Origin of the sequence: Shewanella sp. UCD-FRSSP16_17, from assembly GCF_001675935.1 — a bacterium.
Classification (GTDB): domain Bacteria; phylum Pseudomonadota; class Gammaproteobacteria; order Enterobacterales; family Shewanellaceae; genus Shewanella; species Shewanella japonica.
Map to the genome: position 1 here is coordinate 989859 of NZ_LZFV01000001.1, position 19628 is coordinate 1009486.

Consider the following 19628-nt stretch of genomic DNA (forward strand, 5'->3'; position numbering starts at 1 on the left):
AGTTTCATAATTGCAAACAATCTCACGCTAACCAGCTAAAACCATTACAGAAAACTGTTTTCATAAACGTATAAATCCAAATGATGACTTTCGACGGCATTCACAAGCTGATAGAATACCGCCGCATAAAATCCCATAAAACGATGTACCCTAGAGGATCCTCCGTGAGCACTCCTACACCACTTAGTTACAAAGACGCTGGCGTTGATATCGATGCTGGTAATGCATTAGTAGACAACATTAAAACTGCGGTTAAACGCACTCATCGTCCTGAAGTCATGGGCAATTTAGGCGGTTTTGGCGCTTTATGCGAACTACCGACTAAATACAAGCACCCTGTACTGGTTTCCGGCACTGATGGTGTTGGTACTAAATTACGTTTAGCGATTGATTATAAAAAGCATGACACTGTTGGTGTTGATTTAGTTGCTATGTGTGTCAATGATTTAATCGTATCTGGTGCAGAGCCTTTATTCTTCCTCGATTACTACGCTACAGGTAAGCTCGACGTTGAAACAGCGACTTCTGTTGTCAATGGTATTGCTGAAGGTTGTCATCAATCTGGTTGTGCGTTAATTGGTGGTGAAACGGCTGAAATGCCAGGCATGTACGAAGGCGAAGACTACGACTTAGCAGGTTTTTGTGTTGGTGTTGCTGAAAAAGAAGCAATCATCGATGGTACAAAAGTACAATCTGGCGATGCACTTATTGCGCTAGGTTCAACAGGGCCTCATTCAAATGGCTACTCGTTAATACGTAAAGTATTAGAAGTGAGCAAAGCCGATCCGCAGCAAGATCTAGCCGGTAAGCCACTTATCGAGCACTTATTAGAACCAACTAAAATCTATGTTAAGCCATTACTGAAATTGCTTGAGCAAACTGAAGTTCATGCAATGGCACACATTACTGGTGGTGGTTTCTGGGAAAATATCCCACGCGTATTGCCAGATGACTGCAAAGCCGTCGTTAAAGGTGACTCATGGCAATGGCCTGTCGTTTTTGACTGGCTAATGGAAAACGGCAACATTGAACAATTTGAAATGTACCGTACCTTTAACTGTGGTGTGGGTATGATTATCGCTCTTCCTGCAGAAAAAGTTGAATCAGCTTTAGCGTTACTTAAAGCTGAAGGCGAAAATGCTTGGTTAATCGGTGAAATTGCTAATCGTCAAGGTGACGAAGAGCAAGTGGAGATTAATTAAATGTCTGAATGCTGTCGCGTTCTTGTTCTTATTTCAGGCAATGGAAGTAACTTACAAGCCATCATTGATGGTTGTGATGATAACGTCAATGCTGAAGTCGTCGGTGTTATTAGTAATAAAGCCGATGCTTACGGTTTAGTTCGAGCTCACCATAGTGAGATTGATACTAGTTGCGTTATAGCCCGTAAAGATGAATCGCGTCAGCAATATGACTTGCGCTTGCAAACTGTTATTGAGCGCTATCAGCCTGACTTAATTGTACTTGCTGGTTTCATGCGGATCTTATCAGATGAGTTTGTTAGCCAGTATTTAGGTAAAATGATTAATATCCATCCTTCATTATTGCCTAAATATGCTGGTTTACATACGCATCAAAGAGCGATTGATGCGAAAGATACTGAGCACGGCGCGAGTGTTCACTTTGTGATACCAGAACTTGATGCTGGCCCTGTGATATTACAAGCTAAGGTACCTGTATATGATGAAGATACTGTTGAAACATTATCTAGTCGAGTACATGAACAAGAACATGCCATTTATCCGTTAGTCGTTAAATGGTTTAGCTTAAAGCGGTTAACAATGCATGATAACTGCGCTTTCCTTGATGGTGAGAAAATTGGCCTTCATGGATACGCGCCTGATTAACCCTGTATTTGCATCAAGATGCCATAAAAAAATCTCGCTATTGCGAGATTTTTTTATGGCAAATATCATTACCTCACAGGCAACTCCATTCCTGCGAACATCTCATCAATTAATTGCTGATCTCTCAATGCTACTGCTTTTTCAACAACATCTCGGGTCAAATGAGGCGCGAAGTTATACATAAAGTCATACATGTAGCTTCGTAAAAAACTCCCACGTCTAAAGCCTATTTTAGTCGTACTATGGGCAAATAGGTGTCTCGCATCAATAGCAACTAAATCTTTATCTATCACGGGATCAATCGCCATAGAAGCAATCACTCCGACGCCTAAGCCAAGCCTCACATAGGTTTTTAATACATCAGCACTGGTGGCACTGAATACGACTCTTGGCTCTAGTTCAGCTCGTTTAAACGACTTTTCAATCTCAGAGGCTTTATCGAAACCAAACACATAAGTGACTAAAGGAAACTCTGCTAAGTCTTCTATTGAAAGTGTTTTACGATTAGCCAAAGGATGATCACGCGTTACTACAATCGAACGATTCCAATGATAGCAAGGCAACATAATTAAATCTGAGTATAAATGCATTGCTTCGGTCGCAATGGCGAAATCCGCATCACCTCTTGCTGCCTGCTCACTGATCTGAGATGGCGTGCCTTGATGCATATGGAGATTAACTTTTGGGTAGCGCTTAATGAAAGGTTTAATCACTTGCGGCAACGCGTAACGGGCTTGAGTATCAGTTGTCGCAATGTTGAGCTCACCTTGATTCGGTTGTGTGTACTCTTCAGAAACCTTTTTGATACTCTCGACTTTTCCTAGGATATCATTTGAGATATCAATCACTAGCTGCCCAGCAGGTGTGACGTGAGTTAAATGTTTACCACTACGTCCGAATATCTGAATACCAAGTTCATCTTCTAACATACGAACTTGTTTGCTTATCCCAGGTTGCGAGGTATAAAGGTCTTCAGCTGTCGCTGATACATTTAAATTATGCTTCACCACTTCTGCGATATATCTTAATTGCTGTAACTTCATAATACGACCTTCACTCTGATCTGAGACTAAACAACATTGATACAAGCCAACACACTGTTATAGCTAAATGTTATAGTCCATCTAGTTTATTAATGCAAATAGTAATAACGAGATTGAGAATTTTGCATGTTCTCAGCCTGTAATGTTACCCTTGCTCACAGAGTCGACACATCTCGCAATTATCAACAGATTGAATGACTTTTTGTACGACACAAGCGATGACATGCGCTAAGATATAATCAATTAATTAAATAAAAGTGGTAACCAGCCACTCTGCTTTCAGACAATTGAACGGAAACCATATGACCTTTACTTTGGTATTGATCCTTCTAGGCGCACTATTTATCCTCATTATCGGGATTAGCGTCATTCAGCAACAAAAAGAACGCGCTGAAGCTGAACGAAGAATGGAGCTTAAACGCCAACGTGCCATTATTGATGAAACAGAAACCGTATTATCAAATACTGGGCTCGCTTCTTTTCCTAGCAGTGTAATCCTTGTGCTCTATAAGCGTATTAATGAAGCCTTAGAAGTCTCGCTAACACATTTGGAAAATCAGCCGCAGCAACTTGACTATCAGCGTCGTCTATCTGATATTCAAGCTCAAATAACCACATTAAGTGCTAGCCCTTCTCAAGCGCTGGCAATTGAAAATTTCCGTCTGCCTGATAATGACAAACAAATTTTAGAATTGGTGCAGATGCTGAAAAAATTAAAAGCGATTGTGAGAGCTGAAAATAACAAAGGGAAACTTGAACCTCAGGTATTTACTGATGCAGAGAACCGAATAGACAGCTATCAGCTTCGCATTAATGTCGAATCAATGCTATCAAGAGCAAGAGCTTCTAATTCTCTAAAGCAATTTGGCTCTTCAAAACAAATGGTTTCTAAAGCGCTCGCAACCCTACAAGCGATTAAAGCCAAAACACCAAACGACCCATTTATTAGTCGTAAAGTGGATGAAGCAAAAGAGCTATTAGAAGAAATAAATTCGCAGCAAAAACAAGTCACTCCAGAAACGGTCAATACACCTAAGAATGACGAAGATGATATTGATATGTTATTCCAGCCAAAGAAAAAATGGTAAGTAGTTGGTGAGCTAACAAAGCAGTTGGTGAGATAACAAATCCGCCGCCCTTATTTAAAGCCTCGCCAGAGGCTTTTTTTATATCTGCGTGTAATTAATACTAACCACTACGTTAATATAGAGTGACTCACAACATACCCTATTACCAAGCCTACCTCCCACCTCATTTAAAACTAACCCTAGTTGACTTAAAAGCGTTGGAATAACTGACTTTCAAGGCTTTAATATGCTCCTAAGCGGGAACAAATCTCCTTGATCTAAGGTATTCATTTTATATTTAACCATAAGCTGTGATTGCTGCTCACATAAAAAATGGAACCCGAAGGTTCCATTTATATAAAAGTGATTGAAACAAGCTTAGCGATTAACGCCTTAGCTATGAAGCTTTTTTCTTGACTGCTTTTTTAGTTGGCTTTTTCTTGGTAGATTCACTCACCCACTTGCCACCGATAAACTTAGATGTCCATCCAGTCGCTTTGCCATCCACTTCAGTAGCAACGTATTGCTCTTTCGTTTTGCGGCTAAACTTAACGGCAGCTTTATTACCGTCATCATCAGTGACTGGCGCATCAGCCAAAAACTGATACTTAGGCCAAAGTTGTTCACGATAGCGAACCAACTCTTCAACTAATGGCGCACGTGTTTCCCGAGATTTAGGAAATGTACTTGCCGCAAGGAAAATACCAGCAGCACCATCACGTAAAACAAAGTGCGCATCTGATTTAGTACATTTTAAATCAGGTAAGAAGATTGGATCTTCTTTTGGTGGTGCCGCTTCACCACTTTTCAGCAGTTTACGGGTATTCTTACACTCGGTATTTGTACAACCAAAATACTTACCAAATCGGCCGTTTTTAAGTTCCATATCATTGCCGCATTTATCGCACTCAATGATCGGCCCTTCATAGCCTTTAATTTTGAATTGTCCCGCTTCGATTTCATAACCGTCACACGTTGGGTTATTACCACAGACATGCAATTTACGGCCTTCGTCAATTAAATAGCTGTCCATCGCTGTGCCACATTTACCACAGCGATGTTTAGCGCGTAATGCATCCGTTTCAGCATCTTCATTATCGCTAACGGCTTCTTCACCAGGTGTTAAATTCATGGTGGTCTTACAGCGCTCTTTTGGCGGTAAAGCATAGCCTGAACAACCTAGGAATACACCTGTTGTACCAGTGCGAATTCCCATAGGACGACCACAAGTTGGACACTTAATATCTTCAGCAAGTACCATCTCATTAAGGCGCATTCCGCCTTCTTCAGGATCGAGTTCAGCTTGTTTAAGCTGTTTAGTTAATTCAGCATAAAACCCATCAAGCACTTTTTTCCACTCTAACTTACCTTGGGCAACATCATCGAGCGTTTGCTCCATGCTGGCGGTAAAATCAAAGTTCATGATGTCACTGAAGCTTTCGACTAAACGGTCACTAACAATTTCACCCATTTTTTCAGCAAAGAAGCGACGGTTTTCAACTTTAACGTAACCACGATCTTGAATGGTAGAAATAATCGTCGCATAAGTCGATGGTCGACCAATGCCACGTTTTTCAAGTTCTTTTACTAATGATGCTTCACTAAAGCGTGCAGGCGGCTTTGTGAAGTGTTGTTTAGGTAATAAGTCCTTAAGGTCTAATACATCCCCTTTAGCAACTACTGGTAACGTATTATCTTCCTCGTTCTTTTTACCCATTGGCGGTTGCACTTTTGTCCAACCATCAAATCTCAATGTACGACCACTGGCTTTTAATTCGTAATCACCCGCAGTGACCGTTAAACGAGTTGCATCATATTTAGCTGGAGTCATCTGACATGCTACGAATTGGCGCCAAATAAGCTCATAAAGACGCTGAGCGTCTCTTTCCATATCTGTTAAGGATGCGGACTGAACTATCACATTAGACGGTCTGATAGCCTCATGCGCCTCTTGAGCGCCTTCTTTACTACCATAACGAATAGGTTGTTCAGGTAAATACTTGTTGCCGTAATCATTGGCAATCATATCTCGTACACCATCAACCGCTTCTTTACTCAAGTTCGTTGAGTCGGTACGCATATAAGTAATATGACCAGCTTCATATAATCGCTGTGCCATCATCATGGTCTTTTTAACACCAAAACCAAGACGAGTACTCGCGGCTTGCTGTAATGTCGACGTTATATACGGCGCAGATGGTTTGCTTGATGTGGCTTTGTCATCACGGCCAGTAACAACAAACTTAGCACCTTTTAGCGCATCCAAAGCAACTTGCGCTTGCGCTTCATTGATTGGACTAAAAGCGGCCGACTGGAATTTAGCCACTTGCATTTTAAGCTTCTGAGCTTGAGATGTCGCTAAATCCGCATGTACATCCCAAAACTCTTCAGGAACAAATGCTTTAATCTCGCCTTCACGTTCAACGACTAATCGAACAGCTACCGATTGAACTCGACCAGCTGACAAACCACGAGCCACTTTTTTCCAAAGTAGCGGGGAGACCATAAAGCCTACAACACGATCGAGGAAACGACGTGCTTGTTGGGCATTAACCATATTGGTGTCAAGAGCAGAAGGTTCACTGAATGCATCTTGAATCGCTGATTTAGTAATCTCGTTAAAAACAACACGTTGGTAACGAGATTCATCGCCACCAATGATTTCTTGTAAGTGCCATGCAATCGCCTCTCCCTCTCTATCCAAATCGGTTGCGAGATAGATATGGTCAGCTTTTTCTGCAAGGGCTTTTAATTCTTTAACGACTTTTTCTTTGCCAGGCAAAATTTGATATTTGGCGTCCCAGCCTTTTTCAGGGTTAATCCCCATACGAGCCACTAGCGCACGTTTATCACGTTGCTGCTTATATTTGGCTTTTTCTTCAGGCGACATTTTCCTGACTTCAGCTGGCGTTTTAGTTGCCACTTTGCTGTCAGGCGATGATGATGTAGGCAAATCACGGATGTGACCTACACTCGATTTAACGATAAATTCTTTACCAAGGTATTTATTAATAGTCTTGGCTTTGGCCGGCGATTCGACAATAACTAGCGATTTACCCATAGTTTTATTTGCGCCAAAAAGTCTCTGATAGATATAAATTGGTTCCATATATAGAGTGTTGAGACGAATGTTTCAAGTAAATAACTCTAATATGTGTCCAGCGAGCCATTTTTTAATCAATTATAAAAAAGGAGAAAAAATAATATTGCGTTAATAAAAAGTAATATTTCATTATTTAGGGTCTAGCAAGTAAAACTTGTGCATGTTTAGTCACTTTTTCATTTTTTGAGACAATTGTCACTGCTTGTTAACCCCTATTTCATCAGTATACTGGCAATATTCTTGCTGTAGCTATCAGCAAATCACGCGATAATTACAATAATAAATATTTTAAGGATAATAAATGAAGCACTACGAAGCGAACTTTGACGGACTAGTCGGACCAACGCACAACTATGCAGGTTTATCTTTTGGTAATGTAGCCTCTTATAGTAACGCAGCGCAAGCATCAGATCCTAAGGCAGCGGCAAAACAAGGCTTATTAAAAGCTAAATCATTAGCTGATTTAGGTATGGTGCAAGGTGTTTTAGCACCTCAAGAACGTCCTGATATCTATTCGCTTCGACGCATGGGATTCTCTGGCTCTGATGCAGAAGTGCTAAATCAAGCAGCTAAGCAAGCACCTGCATTACTCAACGCATGTTGCAGTGCATCTTCTATGTGGACAGCAAACGCCGCAACTGTTTCACCTAGTGCCGATACCCGAGACGGTAAAGTGCACTTCACTCCAGCAAATCTCGTTGATAAGCTTCATCGCAGCATTGAACCTGTTACAACTGGTAATATTCTAAAAGCAACTTTTAAAGATGAACGTTTTTTTAAGCATCATCAACATTTACCTGAGCACGCAAGCTTCGGTGACGAAGGAGCTGCAAACCATACTCGTCTGTGTAATGATTACGGTCATTCAGGGGTTGAGTTGTTTGTATATGGCCAAGAGTCAACCAAGCCTAATGCAGTAAAACCGGTTAAATTCCCAGCAAGACAAACACTTGAAGCATCACAAGCTGTAGCTCGCCTTCATCAACTAGATGAAGAAAGTTGTGTATTCATGCAGCAAAACCCTCACGTTATTGACCAAGGTGTTTTTCATAATGATGTGATTTCAGTAGGAAACCAAAATGTTCTTTTTTACCATGAACAAGCATTTTTAAATACTGATGTTAAGTTTGATGAAATACGTAAAAAAATGAATACTGATGTTCATTTCGTAAAAGTGGCAACAGAACAAGTTTCTATCAATGATGCTGTTAAAAGCTATTTATTTAATACGCAAATCATCACCTTACCCAATGGTGAAATGGCGATTATCGCGCCAACAAATTGTCAAGAAAACCCTGCTGTGCACGCGTATTTGAATGAGTTAGTCACCTTAGGAACCCCAATTAAGCAGGTCCAATATTATGACGTGAAGCAAAGCATGCAAAATGGTGGTGGGCCAGCCTGTTTAAGATTACGCGTAGCAATGAGTGAATTAGAAATATCTGCCGTCAATCAAAACACATTAATGAACGATGCATTATTTAATAAATTAAATAACTGGGTTGAGAAACATTATCGCGACCGTCTAGAAGTTAAAGACTTAGCTGACCCACAACTTATTATAGAATCTCGTACCGCATTAGATGAATTAACACAGATATTAAAACTTGGCAGTGTTTATCAGTTCCAAAAATAATTCATAGTTTGAATAACGCCATAAAAAATGCCGCTCAATGAGCGGCATTTTTTTAACTAGTGCTTGCTAAATAATATTGATTGGTATCGAGATAACCTCAGTAACAGTTCCTAAAGGTGTTTCAACTGTAACGCTGAATGTTCCGTTATTAGGCTCATCTTCACCTTTTAATGATACAGAGAACGAACGGCCACCATTATAGTTAGAGCTAGGCCAAGTATATTCGGTTGTACTTGTTACGGAACCAGCTGAAGCAGCAAACTTGACTGTTGAACCTGCTGGAAGCTGCTGGTTATGGATGTCTGACAAAGTAAAGTGAACACTTGCTGCACCTTTTCCTATTATTTGAATAGGGAAGCTAACTAATGAACCATCAGCATCATAATAAGCAGATACATGTTCTCTGATAACTTTAATAGGATTACCATCTTCGTCTTCACCCATTATTTCGTCTTCAATTTCGACTTCAGTAGGCAAAGTAGCGATAGCTTCACTGCCAGACATAACAATCACTATACTGCGTCTAACAAAAAGAGACTTAGAGTTACTGACACCATCTGCACAGCCGGCATGAACAGGATCTGAACATAATACGCCATTATATAAGCCATCAGCCGTATCAAAAAGAGTATTAACATTGAAGTCAATCAACTCTTCAAGCGCACCACCATCAAGGCCTTTCATTGCATCTTCAGCCTGTGGATTAAATACGGTATCTTCATTGTAATCATTAAATGCATCATCTAAATCAAATTTTTCACCAGTTACATCTGTACCAGTTAAAAACTCATTCATTTCGTCAGCATCAAAGCGACCATTACCATTTAAATCAGGAAAAGACTCTTCGCCAATAGCGGTCGCAGTAATTGTTGCGCGGCCGCCATAAGGTTGACCATAATAGTTTCCGTAAACAATATTGTCTTCTTCACAAGTCGCATCTTCTGACTTATCTGTCAATTTATAACACTTTAACTTTGCTTGAGGACTACGTATCTGTTCTCCCAAAGCATTAAAGAAACTATTTCCTTCAGGCCTTGGCAGCTGTGATGTCCAAGTTACTGAACAAGCTCCGTTTATAGTCTGACAAGCATCTTCTATTGAACCACCTTCCGTAGTAAATGAAACCGTCGTTCCATCTGGCACTGGGTTGTTAAAAGCATCTGCCATACGAGCTGTCACTTCTACTTCAGTTCCTTCATGATTCCAACCTTCTGCATTACGAATAGTTGAAGATAATGAAAAACTGTCTTGATCTGGTATCCCTGTTGAGATAATCAGTTGCTTAGACTGACTTGAAATAGCTGGAACAGCCCCGTTATCAACTGTAGCTGTTACACGAACAGAAGTAGATACTGAACCTGTAGTTACAACAGTCTGCACAATGCCTTCATTATTTGTAGTTGCAGTTATTGGGTCAATCGATATTCCACCCACAACAGTATTTAAAGAGAAATCTACTGCCTGGTTGGCAACGACATTACTGTTTTTGTCTAATACTTGGAATTTAACAACTGAAGACTCAATACCGCCAGTTCCAAGAATACCGATATTTTCAGGTTCTGCCGAAACGAATACGATACTACCAATATCCGATTGAAGAACATTAATCGTCGCAACAGCAGATAAGCTTATACCGCCTGCATTTGCGGTTACATTAATTTGATCTTCACCTACACAGCCTTGCGCAAGGTATGTTGACGTCGCCATACCGTTAGAGGAAGAAACTGGTGTACTTAATTGTGCTTGAGCAGGATTACTTGTAGCGCAAGTCGATGAAAAGTTAACATCAATAGGTTGATTAAAAGGATTTCCATCTTCATCTTGAATAAGAACACTAACTGTTGCTGTTCCACCTGCAGATAAATCAGTAGTACTAACTTCTGCAACACCTTCTTCAAATGGTGAGCCACTACCCATTTCTACATTTGTCGCACCGACAACAACGATGACTTCACCTTTTTCACCTGATGCTAAAGATGCAGTTACAGTACCTGCTCCCAATGAGCTTCCTGCATAAATGTCTACAGATGCTTTACCTTCTTCATTAGTGACAGCAGATGTAATTGGTAAATCGCCTATTTCAGAAGAAAAAGAAACAATTGTCGGCTTATTAATACCTGTTACAGTTGCCACTAATACACCAGGAACTAGAGTACTAATAGTATCGACTTCATCACCATTAGAATTAAATAACTGTAAGGTAACTAAAGCACCACCTCCTGCTTCACCACCGTCACCTACCATGGTAAATGCAGCACTATCAGACTCACCTGATTCAATTGTCGCAGATACTGAGCCCGAACCTGCAATCTCAGCAGAAAACAACTTAATTGTAGCAATACCATCAGCATTAGTAACAGCTGTAGCTGTTGTTACATCAAAGCTACCTAAATTTGCGTCGTTCAAAGCAAATGTAACTAATTCACCCTCGAGTGCACCAGTTAGTGAGTTTGAAACTAACGCAGTTATAGTCGCCCCTTCAATTGCTGAAATAACATTAGTAGACAAAGACAATTCAACAGTCGTGACATTTGCTCCTCCACCACCATTACCATCCCCTTTCATCGTTATCGCTAACGCATTAGAGTCCCCATCTGCTGTAGAAGCAACGACACTACCCGATCCTGCAATATTTGCTGAAAAAATGGAGATAGTAGCAACACCATCAGAGTTAGTTACAGCTGTCGCTGTTTCGTTACTAAATGTCCCTAAGTCTGTATTGTTTAATACAAAGCTGACCAATGTCCCAGAGACTGCGCCTTGAGTTGAACTTGTCACGGTTGCAGTTAAAACTGCACCAGTTGTTGCATCAACTTCAGCTCCATCTGCCACAGATGATGTTAATTCTACACTGATGACTTCAACTGGATCTGTTCCCCCGCCGCCATCATCTGAAATACTTCCCCCACCACTACAAGCAAAAAGAAAAATCGAACTTAAAAGCGCTAAAAATAGTCTTTGTGCTGACCTCATTGTCAGTCTCCCTGTTACATTAAAATCGTACTTATGATTTATAATAGTTACTTACTGGTCGATATTACATAAAAATATCGTAACTTTCTTGTTACTCTAATGTTTTCTTCGGCATTTTTCCTTAAAAACTTTAACTTTTATGCCGTTTCATATGATTTATTTTCCTGCTACGCTTTAAAAGATAAAAAATAATAATCATCAAAAAATTGATGATAAAGATTGAAGGAAGTGGTTTTGAATAAAAATAGTAAGCTTGGTTTAACAAGCAAAATACTTATCGGTATGGGTGCGGGTATTCTTCTCGGATTAATTTTGAGAAATTTATTTCCTGAAAGCTTATTCGTTAAGGATTATATTACCGAAGGCATTTTACATGTCGTTGGTACGATATTTATCTCCAGTTTAAAAATGTTAGTTGTCCCATTAGTGTTTGTATCACTAGTATGCGGAACCAGTTCATTAAGCGACCCTTCCAAACTGGGTCGTTTAGGTGGTAAAACTATCGCTTTTTATATGTTCACTACCGCTATTGCGCTGACAGTCGCTATAACGTTAGCGATTATTATCCATCCAGGTAATGCGTCCCTTGCATCCTCAGCAATGGAATTTAGCGCAAAAGATGCACCTAGCCTGTCTGAAGTTGTCATCAACATTGTGCCAACTAACCCAATTGAAGCCATGAGCCAAGGTAACATGCTGCAAATCATTATTTTTGCCGTTATCTTTGGTTTCGCAATTTCACATATTGGTGAACGCGGCGCTCGAGTATCAGCGTTATTTAATGACTTAAACGAAGTGATTATGCGCGTGGTAACTTTAATCATGCAGCTTGCGCCTTATGGTGTATTTGCCCTCATGGCGAAATTAAGTCTGACCTTAGGATTAGAAACCTTAGGCAGTGTTGTTCAATATTTCTTCTTAGTTATATTTGTACTGCTGGTTCAAGCATTAGTCGTTTACCCGACCTTATTAAAAACATTTACTGGTCTTAATCCGTTTATGTTTTTACGCAAGATGCGTGACGTGCAATTATTTGCATTCAGTACAGCGAGTTCCAATGCTACGCTACCTGTTACCATTGAAACCTGTGAACACCGTTTAGGTGCTGATAATAAAGTCGCTTCATTTACCTTGCCTTTGGGTGCAACCATCAACATGGATGGCACCGCGATTATGCAAGGTGTCGCGACGGTGTTTATTGCACAGGTATTTGGTATCGAATTAAGTTTAATGGATTATGTCACTGTGGTTGTAACGGCAACCTTAGCGTCTATTGGTACTGCTGGTGTTCCTGGTGTTGGTTTAATTATGCTTGCGATGGTACTGAACCAAGTTGGCTTACCAGTTGAAGGCATCGCGTTAATTATTGGTGTTGACCGTTTACTCGACATGATAAGAACTGCGGTAAACGTAACAGGTGATTCCGTAGCGACTGTAGTCATAGCGAAATCTGAAGGCGAATTCAGCGAAGAAACTTTCAATGATTCTCAAGCAGGTAAAGTTGGCTCTAGTTTTGAAGATCAAGTTAAAAACGCTTAATGAGTAATTTACTTTTGCTTTGACTTCATACAAAGTAAGCTTAATTTTGCATACGAAAAGGGTGCCTTAGAGGCGCCCTTTTTATTGTTTAAAAATAGAAACAAAACAATCAATACCAAATAACTCATATTTGACTCGTATATGGCTCGTACAATAGACACCTTGCCTTTTTTATCGTTAATCTATGACCATATAAACTATTTTCAGATAAAAATGCGTTCATATAAAACCTGGTTTAACAAATACTCAAATGGAATTTAAATGGATTTTGCTCTTCTCTCGACTCTCGCTGTTATACACAGCCTAGCTCTTATCAGCCCTGGACCAGACTTTGCTATCATAGTCAAAACAGCAACACAGCAACCACGACGTATTGCATTAATGTGTGCCTTTGGTATTAGCCTCGCCATACTAATACATAGTCTACTTTCACTATTAGGTATCAGCTTAATGATCCGTCAATCTGAGTTTGCCTATTTTGCAGTGCAAATTATTGGAGCCTGTTACCTTGCATGGATGGGATTTGGTGCTTTATCTTCTGCATTATCATCATTCAAAAAAAACACTAAAAACGAAGAAAAAAATTTCAGTGAACCATCATCTTTTGAGCATAAAACCCAAGACAAAGCCGCCAATCAACCTAATAATAACGATTTAGAACATTTAACATTTTCATCAGCTAAAGGATTCAAAATTGGGCTTTATACAAATTTGCTTAACCCTAAGGCTTTGATCTTTTTCATCACAATCTTTACTGTTCTAGTCACACCACAGGTTACACTAGCTACAAAAGTAGCTTCAGCAAGTCTATTATTCACGCTTTCCCTTTGTTGGTTTAGTTTTCTTGCTATCATTCTTACAAAACCGCAGATACAACATAAAATGGCTAAAGGCAGCCTGCTCATTGATGCTATAACAGGCATTATATTTATGGGTGTCTCAATCACTATTTTAACGAATTTAATCAATCAACTTATTGTCTGATAAACAATTACAGATTACAGTCAGTTAAGGTTAAGTATCGTCGGGCTAAGATACCACTATGCCTATCGCCTTGTACTTTTCTTAAGCGATCATTTAATGCAAAGAAATATTACGATTTCACCAAAGAGTATTTGTTATGAGAATTTTGGTAATAGAAGATGACCCAATTTTATCCCACCACTTAAATGTGCAATTATCTGAATTAGGTAATCAAGTACAAGTGGCACTGACTGCGAAAGAAGGGTTTTATCAAGCAACCAATTACCCTATTGATATCGCTATTGTTGATTTAGGCCTGCCTGATAAAGACGGTATGACACTCATATCAGATATCCGTAATGCCGATGTTAAAGCGCCTATTCTTATTCTAACGGCCCGAGTTAACTGGCAAGATAAGGTTGAAGGATTAAATGCAGGTGCAGATGATTACTTAGTCAAACCATTCCAAAAAGAAGAGTTAGTTGCTCGACTTGACGCATTGGTAAGACGGAGCGCTGGGTTTGTAAAACCGACCATAAGTAGTGGGCCACTACAATTAGATTTAGCAGCAAAACAAGTCACGCTAAATGCTGAGGTCATGGAAGTTACTGCATTTGAATATTTAATTCTTGAATACCTCATGCGTCACTGCCATGAAGTTGTAGCCAAGCAACGTTTACTTGATGTCGTTTACGGTGACAAAGAAGGCGACCCGAATACCATTGAAGTCATGGTCAGCCGTATACGAAAAAAACTTAATAAAGGCGGTATGGATAATCCAATCGCTACCATCCGCGGTCAAGGATATAAATTTAATCTACCATGCAGCTAAGGTTTAAGCCCAAAAAACGCCTACTCACGAGGATGTTTATTACCTCGTTAACTATCATCGCACTGGTAGGCTTTGGCCTTGCATGGTCAGTAACCATTCTTCATGCGCAAAACAGTTATAATAAAGAAACGGCTCAACTTATCGCTGAAATGCCGCAAATTGCAGCAGAGCTGCGTGAACACGACCTTATTCCAGCCAATAATAATTGGTTAATGGAAAACAATAAGCAAAAACGCTATATGATGGCCAGCTGTAGTCAAGACTTTGCAGACGTATGGACGTCATCACTCGCTACCGATGCTGGGTTAACCAATATATGTGAACGATTTGAATCTATTGTCGACTCCAATCCCCCTTACTTTCTAAACATGTCAGATAATCGTTCCTACTTTGCCTATTTACTGCCCGTTGAACTCAATCAAACCCAATACAATATGGTGGTATTAAAAGAAGCTGACACCGTAGAGAACGACTTTAAACGTTTTAAAAAGTTGACTTATTTGCGTCTTGGCGTCGTCATGTTACTTGCATTTATATTACTGATTAGTGCAGCCTATTGGGGAATGCGCCCACTGACGAGGCTCAAGAGTGAATTACAAGCAATTGGTGACGGCAACAAAAAGTCACTATCAGATGGTTACCCACAAGAATTAGAAGGGGTAACTCAAGCATTAAACCAACTATTATCGCAATCGAGTGCGCAACAAGAGCGTTACCAGAATGCCATGAATGACTTAGCCCATAGTTTAAAAACGCGCCTTGCCGCTGTTCATGCAATAACTGATGACGCGACGTTGTCAAAATCAGATGCCAGTGAAAAAATCATGCAGCAAGTGGGACAGATGGATCAGTTGGTAAAATATCAATTAAAACGCGCTTTAGTCGGTCGTCAAGGGCTTGTTCAAGAACAAACACCGGTTCAACCTATGGTTGAGCAATTGTCGCAAATGTTGTTCAAGATTTATCAAGAAAAAAACGTCAAATTTAGCAGTCACATCGATTCTGATATTAACTTTCCTATTAATAAAGGGGATTTAATGGAGCTGTGTGGCAACCTAATGGAAAATGCATTCAGGCTTTGTATTAGTGAAGTTATTGTTACTGCGACAATTGATAGTGAGGGGCATTCAATCCTTTGTGTTGAAGATGATGGACCTGGCGTTGATGAATCATTAAAAGCACGCATCATTCAACGAGGAGTGCGCGCCGATACCCAATCACCAGGTCAAGGCATCGGTTTAGCTGTGTGTAACGAAATTGTCAGTAGTTACCATGGTCTATTATCAATCACCGAAAGTGAGCTTGAAGGGGCTAAATTTACTATCAAAATCCCCCCTCAATAACAATAAACACTATTTACTGTTTAATGGTGCATAGAGCTGCTCTGCCCGATTAAACATAATCCAAGAGGTGGCGATATATTTATCACCACTGATTGGCTTATTACCTTTATGGGTGTGAGTGAAACCCGCCGGGGCAATAACCATGGTCCCTTTTTTAGGTTTAATGCTTTTCTGTTGGTAAAAAAACTCCGTCTCTCCGCCCTCTTCTACATCGTTTAAATAAAACATATAAAGTAGTACTCGATGTAAAGCTTCATATGAACCAGATTGCGGAAAATGCTCAGAATGCCAATGAGGGTAGCCCCCTAGCCCCATAGGATACTTTTGCAAATTTACATTACCACTTCGATACAAATACTTGGTTAACGCTTCTGCTCGAGGCGCACCTAAAGCATCAAAATTGTTGGGTTGTAAAGTCACTGCTTGACCATGCTCATCAGCGACAGCCACAGATACCGCGCCCATTAACGCCATCGAATATTGAGTAAAGTATGAAGCCGCATGCTTAAGCGTTAATTGTAAAATTTCATTTCTTAGCGGCGCTAAATCAGCATGAATGTCTAAGGTTAAATCTAAACTATGTTTTTTAGCCTTATCAACACCTTGACCAGTTTTACCTTCAATGACTCCTGGGTGCTGTTCAAAAGCGGCAATCAATCGATCGCATAAATCTTCATCTAACGCATTTGGTATGACTTCAATAAAATCCATATTAAATAAGCACTTTTTATATCTGTTTGGTAATATGCTGCCATGGAAACTGTCGATTAGCAAAAGGGATGAGTACAGATGGTTAGCTACATAATAACAAAAATAAATTTAGGTACCTGTTTTAACCTATGAAAAACACAGTAAAAGTTTCGATCGATGAAATCCAAGTCGGCAATTTTATTTGCTTGCCAGTATCTTGGAAGGATCACCCATTTCTATTTAGTCGTTTCAAGGTTAAAAGTCAGTCTCAAATCGATTTAATTAAAAGTTTAGGTATAGAAACCGTTTTATTCGTTCCCACTAAAAGCGACACTGAGTTACGTGATAAACCTACTAAAGATGCAGAAAAAGCACTCACAGATACTGCTTCTCTCGATAAGCTCAAGCTTGAAATGGATCAGTACAAACATGATCAAATTGAAACGCAAAAGAAGCTTAGAAGAGGACTTAAAAAGACTGAGCAACAGTTTGACCGTTCATTATCAATTATGCGTTCTAGTATCTCAAAACTCGGTAGTCGACCATTAAACGCTGTCAACGATGCTAAAGACATGGTGAGCTCGATGACCACTATGCTGCTTAATTCTGATGATTTAGTGTTACATCTTATGGGTGATGTCAAACCTGGCGATTTAATATATCACCATTCACTGAATGTCTCAGTGCTTTGCATGATGTTAGCAAAAAGCTTGAATTGGTCACGAGAAGAGATTGAGCAGATTGGCTTAGGTGCCCTATTTCATGATATTGGCAAACTTAAAATTCCTAGCAATGTACTGAATAAACAAGCTCCTTTAAATAAACCGGAACAAAACCTTATAAAGCAGCACCCTTTAATGAGTCTCAACTTCCTTAAAATTGCCGATACTTTTCCTGAAGAAGCTAACCCCATGATAGCCAATCATCATGAGTTTCTAGACGGTTCTGGCTACCCCAAAGGACTTAAAGGAGATGAGTTAGATAAATACTCCCAACTTATCACGGTAGTCAATGAGTATGATGATTTGTGTAACGGCACTAAGACTACAAAAGCGAAAACGCCTTATGCTTCTTTAGGTTATATTTATAAAAACTATAAAGATAAGCTCAATCAAGAATATGTCGGCACCTTAATCAAAACCATTGGTATTTACCCACCTGGTAGTGTTGTAGAGCTTTCAAGCGGTCAATTTGGCATGGTGATGTCTGTAAATATAAATAAGATTTTATACCCTCAAATCATGCTATACGACGCACTCGTTCCAAAAGAACAAGCACCAATCATTGACTTAGAACGCGAAGAAATCAGTATTGCACGATGTTTGCCGATATCTGCATTACCCGAAAATATTCTAAAATATTTAAGCCCAAGAGAGCGCATAAGCTATGGTATTGGCCAAGGGTAATCCTTATTTAAACAAGCATAAAAATCTATTTAACAGATACAAAAAAGCCATTAATAACTTAACGTTACTAATGGCTTTTAATATTAACAAAGGACTTAAATAGGTTTTATAACCAGCCTTTTCGCTTGAAGAATAAATATGTACCACCGGCACTGGCTAACATCAATCCTATCGCCATTGGGTAACCGAAACGCCAATCTAACTCTGGCATATTAACAAAGTTCATTCCGTAACTACTTGCAATTACCGTTGGTGGTAAAAACACCACGGCGGCAACCGAGAATATTTTAATAATCTTGGTTTGTTGAATGCCACTGAAGCCCATGGCTGCGTCGAGCAAAAAATTCAACTTATCAAAGATGAATTGGCTATGAGGCATTAACGACTCAATATCCGACAACATCTCACGAATATCCTTGATATTTTCTTCAGATAAATGATCGCGGTAGTAACGTTGGATATATCGTAATGAACGCTGAGTATCGAGCAAACTTAGACGGATTTTACCGTTTGAGTCTTCTTGCAGCGTGATCATTTTGAATACTTCATCTAACTCTTCATCATCAAACACTTTTTCGCTTACATCATCAAGAACAGAGTAAACGTCTTCAATTAAATCAGACAGGTAATCCACTTTTAGATGGAATAGCTCTAGCATTAATCCTTGAGGCGTGGTGGCATCCAAACGGCCAAGACGTAAATAGTTGCGTAATAAACGGATCAAACCGACATCATCTTCACGAATAGTCAGTAAGAAATCCTTTCTCAAGTTAAACGATACGTTAATCGCTCGCACATCCGAGCCAACACGTTGCGGGAATAACGAATTAATATGCAATCCATCTTTACTTTGGAAAAAACGAGCCGAGGCTTCAATTTCGTTGATGTCTTCTTCGTCGGGAACTTCCTCGACCGAAAACCGACTCAACCATTCCCTTTCATCATCATTGGGTTTGAACATGTCTAACCATAATGTTTGTTCGGGTATACTGTCTTGAACATTCAGTTCGTGAACAGTTAACTTGCGATTTTTATAAACATAGGCAGTAATCATGTATCCCCCACATAGTTAGATTTTCATAACTATCAATATTAGGTTTAAATTTGTCGGCTAGTGTACTTAAATAAATTCAAATTTAAATCTTTAAATGTATTTATGCCTAAATTAGCTCTTATATGTACCGAA

General features: G+C 39.6%; 14 protein-coding genes. 9 read left to right on the plus strand and 5 right to left on the minus strand.

What is annotated here, in order from left to right:
• Positions 1-164 precede the first annotated feature (164 nt).
• Both purM and purN read left to right on the plus strand, forming a co-directional pair.
• A complete protein-coding gene (gene purM / locus A9267_RS04200; RefSeq protein ID WP_055023802.1) occupies positions 165-1202 on the plus strand; it encodes a phosphoribosylformylglycinamidine cyclo-ligase in 1038 nt (345 codons plus the stop codon).
• The gene (gene purN / locus A9267_RS04205; protein WP_055023803.1) at positions 1203-1847 is read left to right on the plus strand and encodes a phosphoribosylglycinamide formyltransferase; all 645 of its coding nucleotides are present in this window, start codon (positions 1203-1205) and stop codon (positions 1845-1847) included.
• A gap of 68 nt (positions 1848-1915) precedes the next feature.
• Here purN and cysB read toward each other — a convergent pair whose 3' ends face one another.
• Complete coding sequence (cysB, locus tag A9267_RS04210; protein ID WP_055023804.1) at positions 1916-2890, minus strand: HTH-type transcriptional regulator CysB; 975 nt, start codon at positions 2888-2890, stop codon at positions 1916-1918.
• 302 nt (positions 2891-3192) lie between these two features.
• On the opposite strand from cysB, the gene A9267_RS04215 reads away from it, so the two are divergent.
• Positions 3193-3978: a hypothetical protein gene (locus A9267_RS04215; RefSeq protein WP_055023805.1), complete on the plus strand. Its 786-nt coding sequence runs from the start codon at positions 3193-3195 to the stop codon at positions 3976-3978.
• A gap of 376 nt (positions 3979-4354) precedes the next feature.
• On the opposite strand, the gene topA is transcribed toward A9267_RS04215, so the two are convergent.
• On the minus strand, positions 4355-7018 hold the full coding sequence (gene topA, locus A9267_RS04220; protein WP_065108325.1) for a type I DNA topoisomerase: 2664 nt from the start codon (positions 7016-7018) through the stop codon (positions 4355-4357).
• Positions 7019-7361: 343 nt separating this feature from the next.
• Between topA and astB the strand changes: the two genes are divergently transcribed.
• Entirely contained in the window at positions 7362-8696 is a 1335-nt protein-coding gene (astB, locus tag A9267_RS04225; protein WP_065108326.1) for an N-succinylarginine dihydrolase, read from the plus strand.
• A 66-nt stretch (positions 8697-8762) separates the two neighbouring features.
• Here astB and A9267_RS04230 read toward each other — a convergent pair whose 3' ends face one another.
• The gene (locus tag A9267_RS04230; RefSeq protein ID WP_231919043.1) at positions 8763-11669 is read right to left on the minus strand and encodes a hypothetical protein; all 2907 of its coding nucleotides are present in this window, start codon (positions 11667-11669) and stop codon (positions 8763-8765) included.
• Between the two features lie 234 nt (positions 11670-11903).
• Between A9267_RS04230 and A9267_RS04235 the strand changes: the two genes are divergently transcribed.
• The 4 genes from A9267_RS04235 (at position 11904) to A9267_RS04250 (ending at position 16346) form a co-directional block, all read left to right on the plus strand.
• Entirely contained in the window at positions 11904-13208 is a 1305-nt protein-coding gene (locus A9267_RS04235) for a dicarboxylate/amino acid:cation symporter (protein ID WP_282098390.1), read from the plus strand.
• Positions 13209-13469: 261 nt separating this feature from the next.
• Positions 13470-14192 (plus strand): LysE family translocator, encoded by a 723-nt coding sequence (locus tag A9267_RS04240; RefSeq protein WP_065108327.1) that lies wholly within the window; start codon positions 13470-13472, stop codon positions 14190-14192.
• 136 nt (positions 14193-14328) lie between these two features.
• Positions 14329-15003 carry a response regulator gene (locus tag A9267_RS04245; RefSeq protein ID WP_055023810.1) on the plus strand — a complete coding sequence of 225 codons (675 nt, stop codon included), beginning with the start codon at positions 14329-14331 and terminating at the stop codon, positions 15001-15003.
• Entirely contained in the window at positions 14994-16346 is a 1353-nt protein-coding gene (locus tag A9267_RS04250; RefSeq protein WP_065108328.1) for an ATP-binding protein, read from the plus strand. The genes A9267_RS04245 and A9267_RS04250 overlap by 10 nt, the downstream gene beginning before the upstream one ends.
• A 9-nt stretch (positions 16347-16355) precedes the next feature.
• Here A9267_RS04250 and A9267_RS04255 read toward each other — a convergent pair whose 3' ends face one another.
• Positions 16356-17057 (minus strand): 2OG-Fe(II) oxygenase, encoded by a 702-nt coding sequence (locus A9267_RS04255; RefSeq protein ID WP_065108329.1) that lies wholly within the window; start codon positions 17055-17057, stop codon positions 16356-16358.
• 128 nt (positions 17058-17185) lie between these two features.
• Between A9267_RS04255 and A9267_RS04260 the strand changes: the two genes are divergently transcribed.
• Positions 17186-18442: an HD-GYP domain-containing protein gene (locus A9267_RS04260; protein WP_065108330.1), complete on the plus strand. Its 1257-nt coding sequence runs from the start codon at positions 17186-17188 to the stop codon at positions 18440-18442.
• 106 nt (positions 18443-18548) lie between these two features.
• On the opposite strand, the gene corA is transcribed toward A9267_RS04260, so the two are convergent.
• Positions 18549-19496, minus strand: a complete 948-nt coding sequence (corA, locus tag A9267_RS04265) for a magnesium/cobalt transporter CorA (protein ID WP_055023814.1) — start codon at positions 19494-19496, stop codon at positions 18549-18551.
• Positions 19497-19628: the final 132 nt, after the last annotated feature.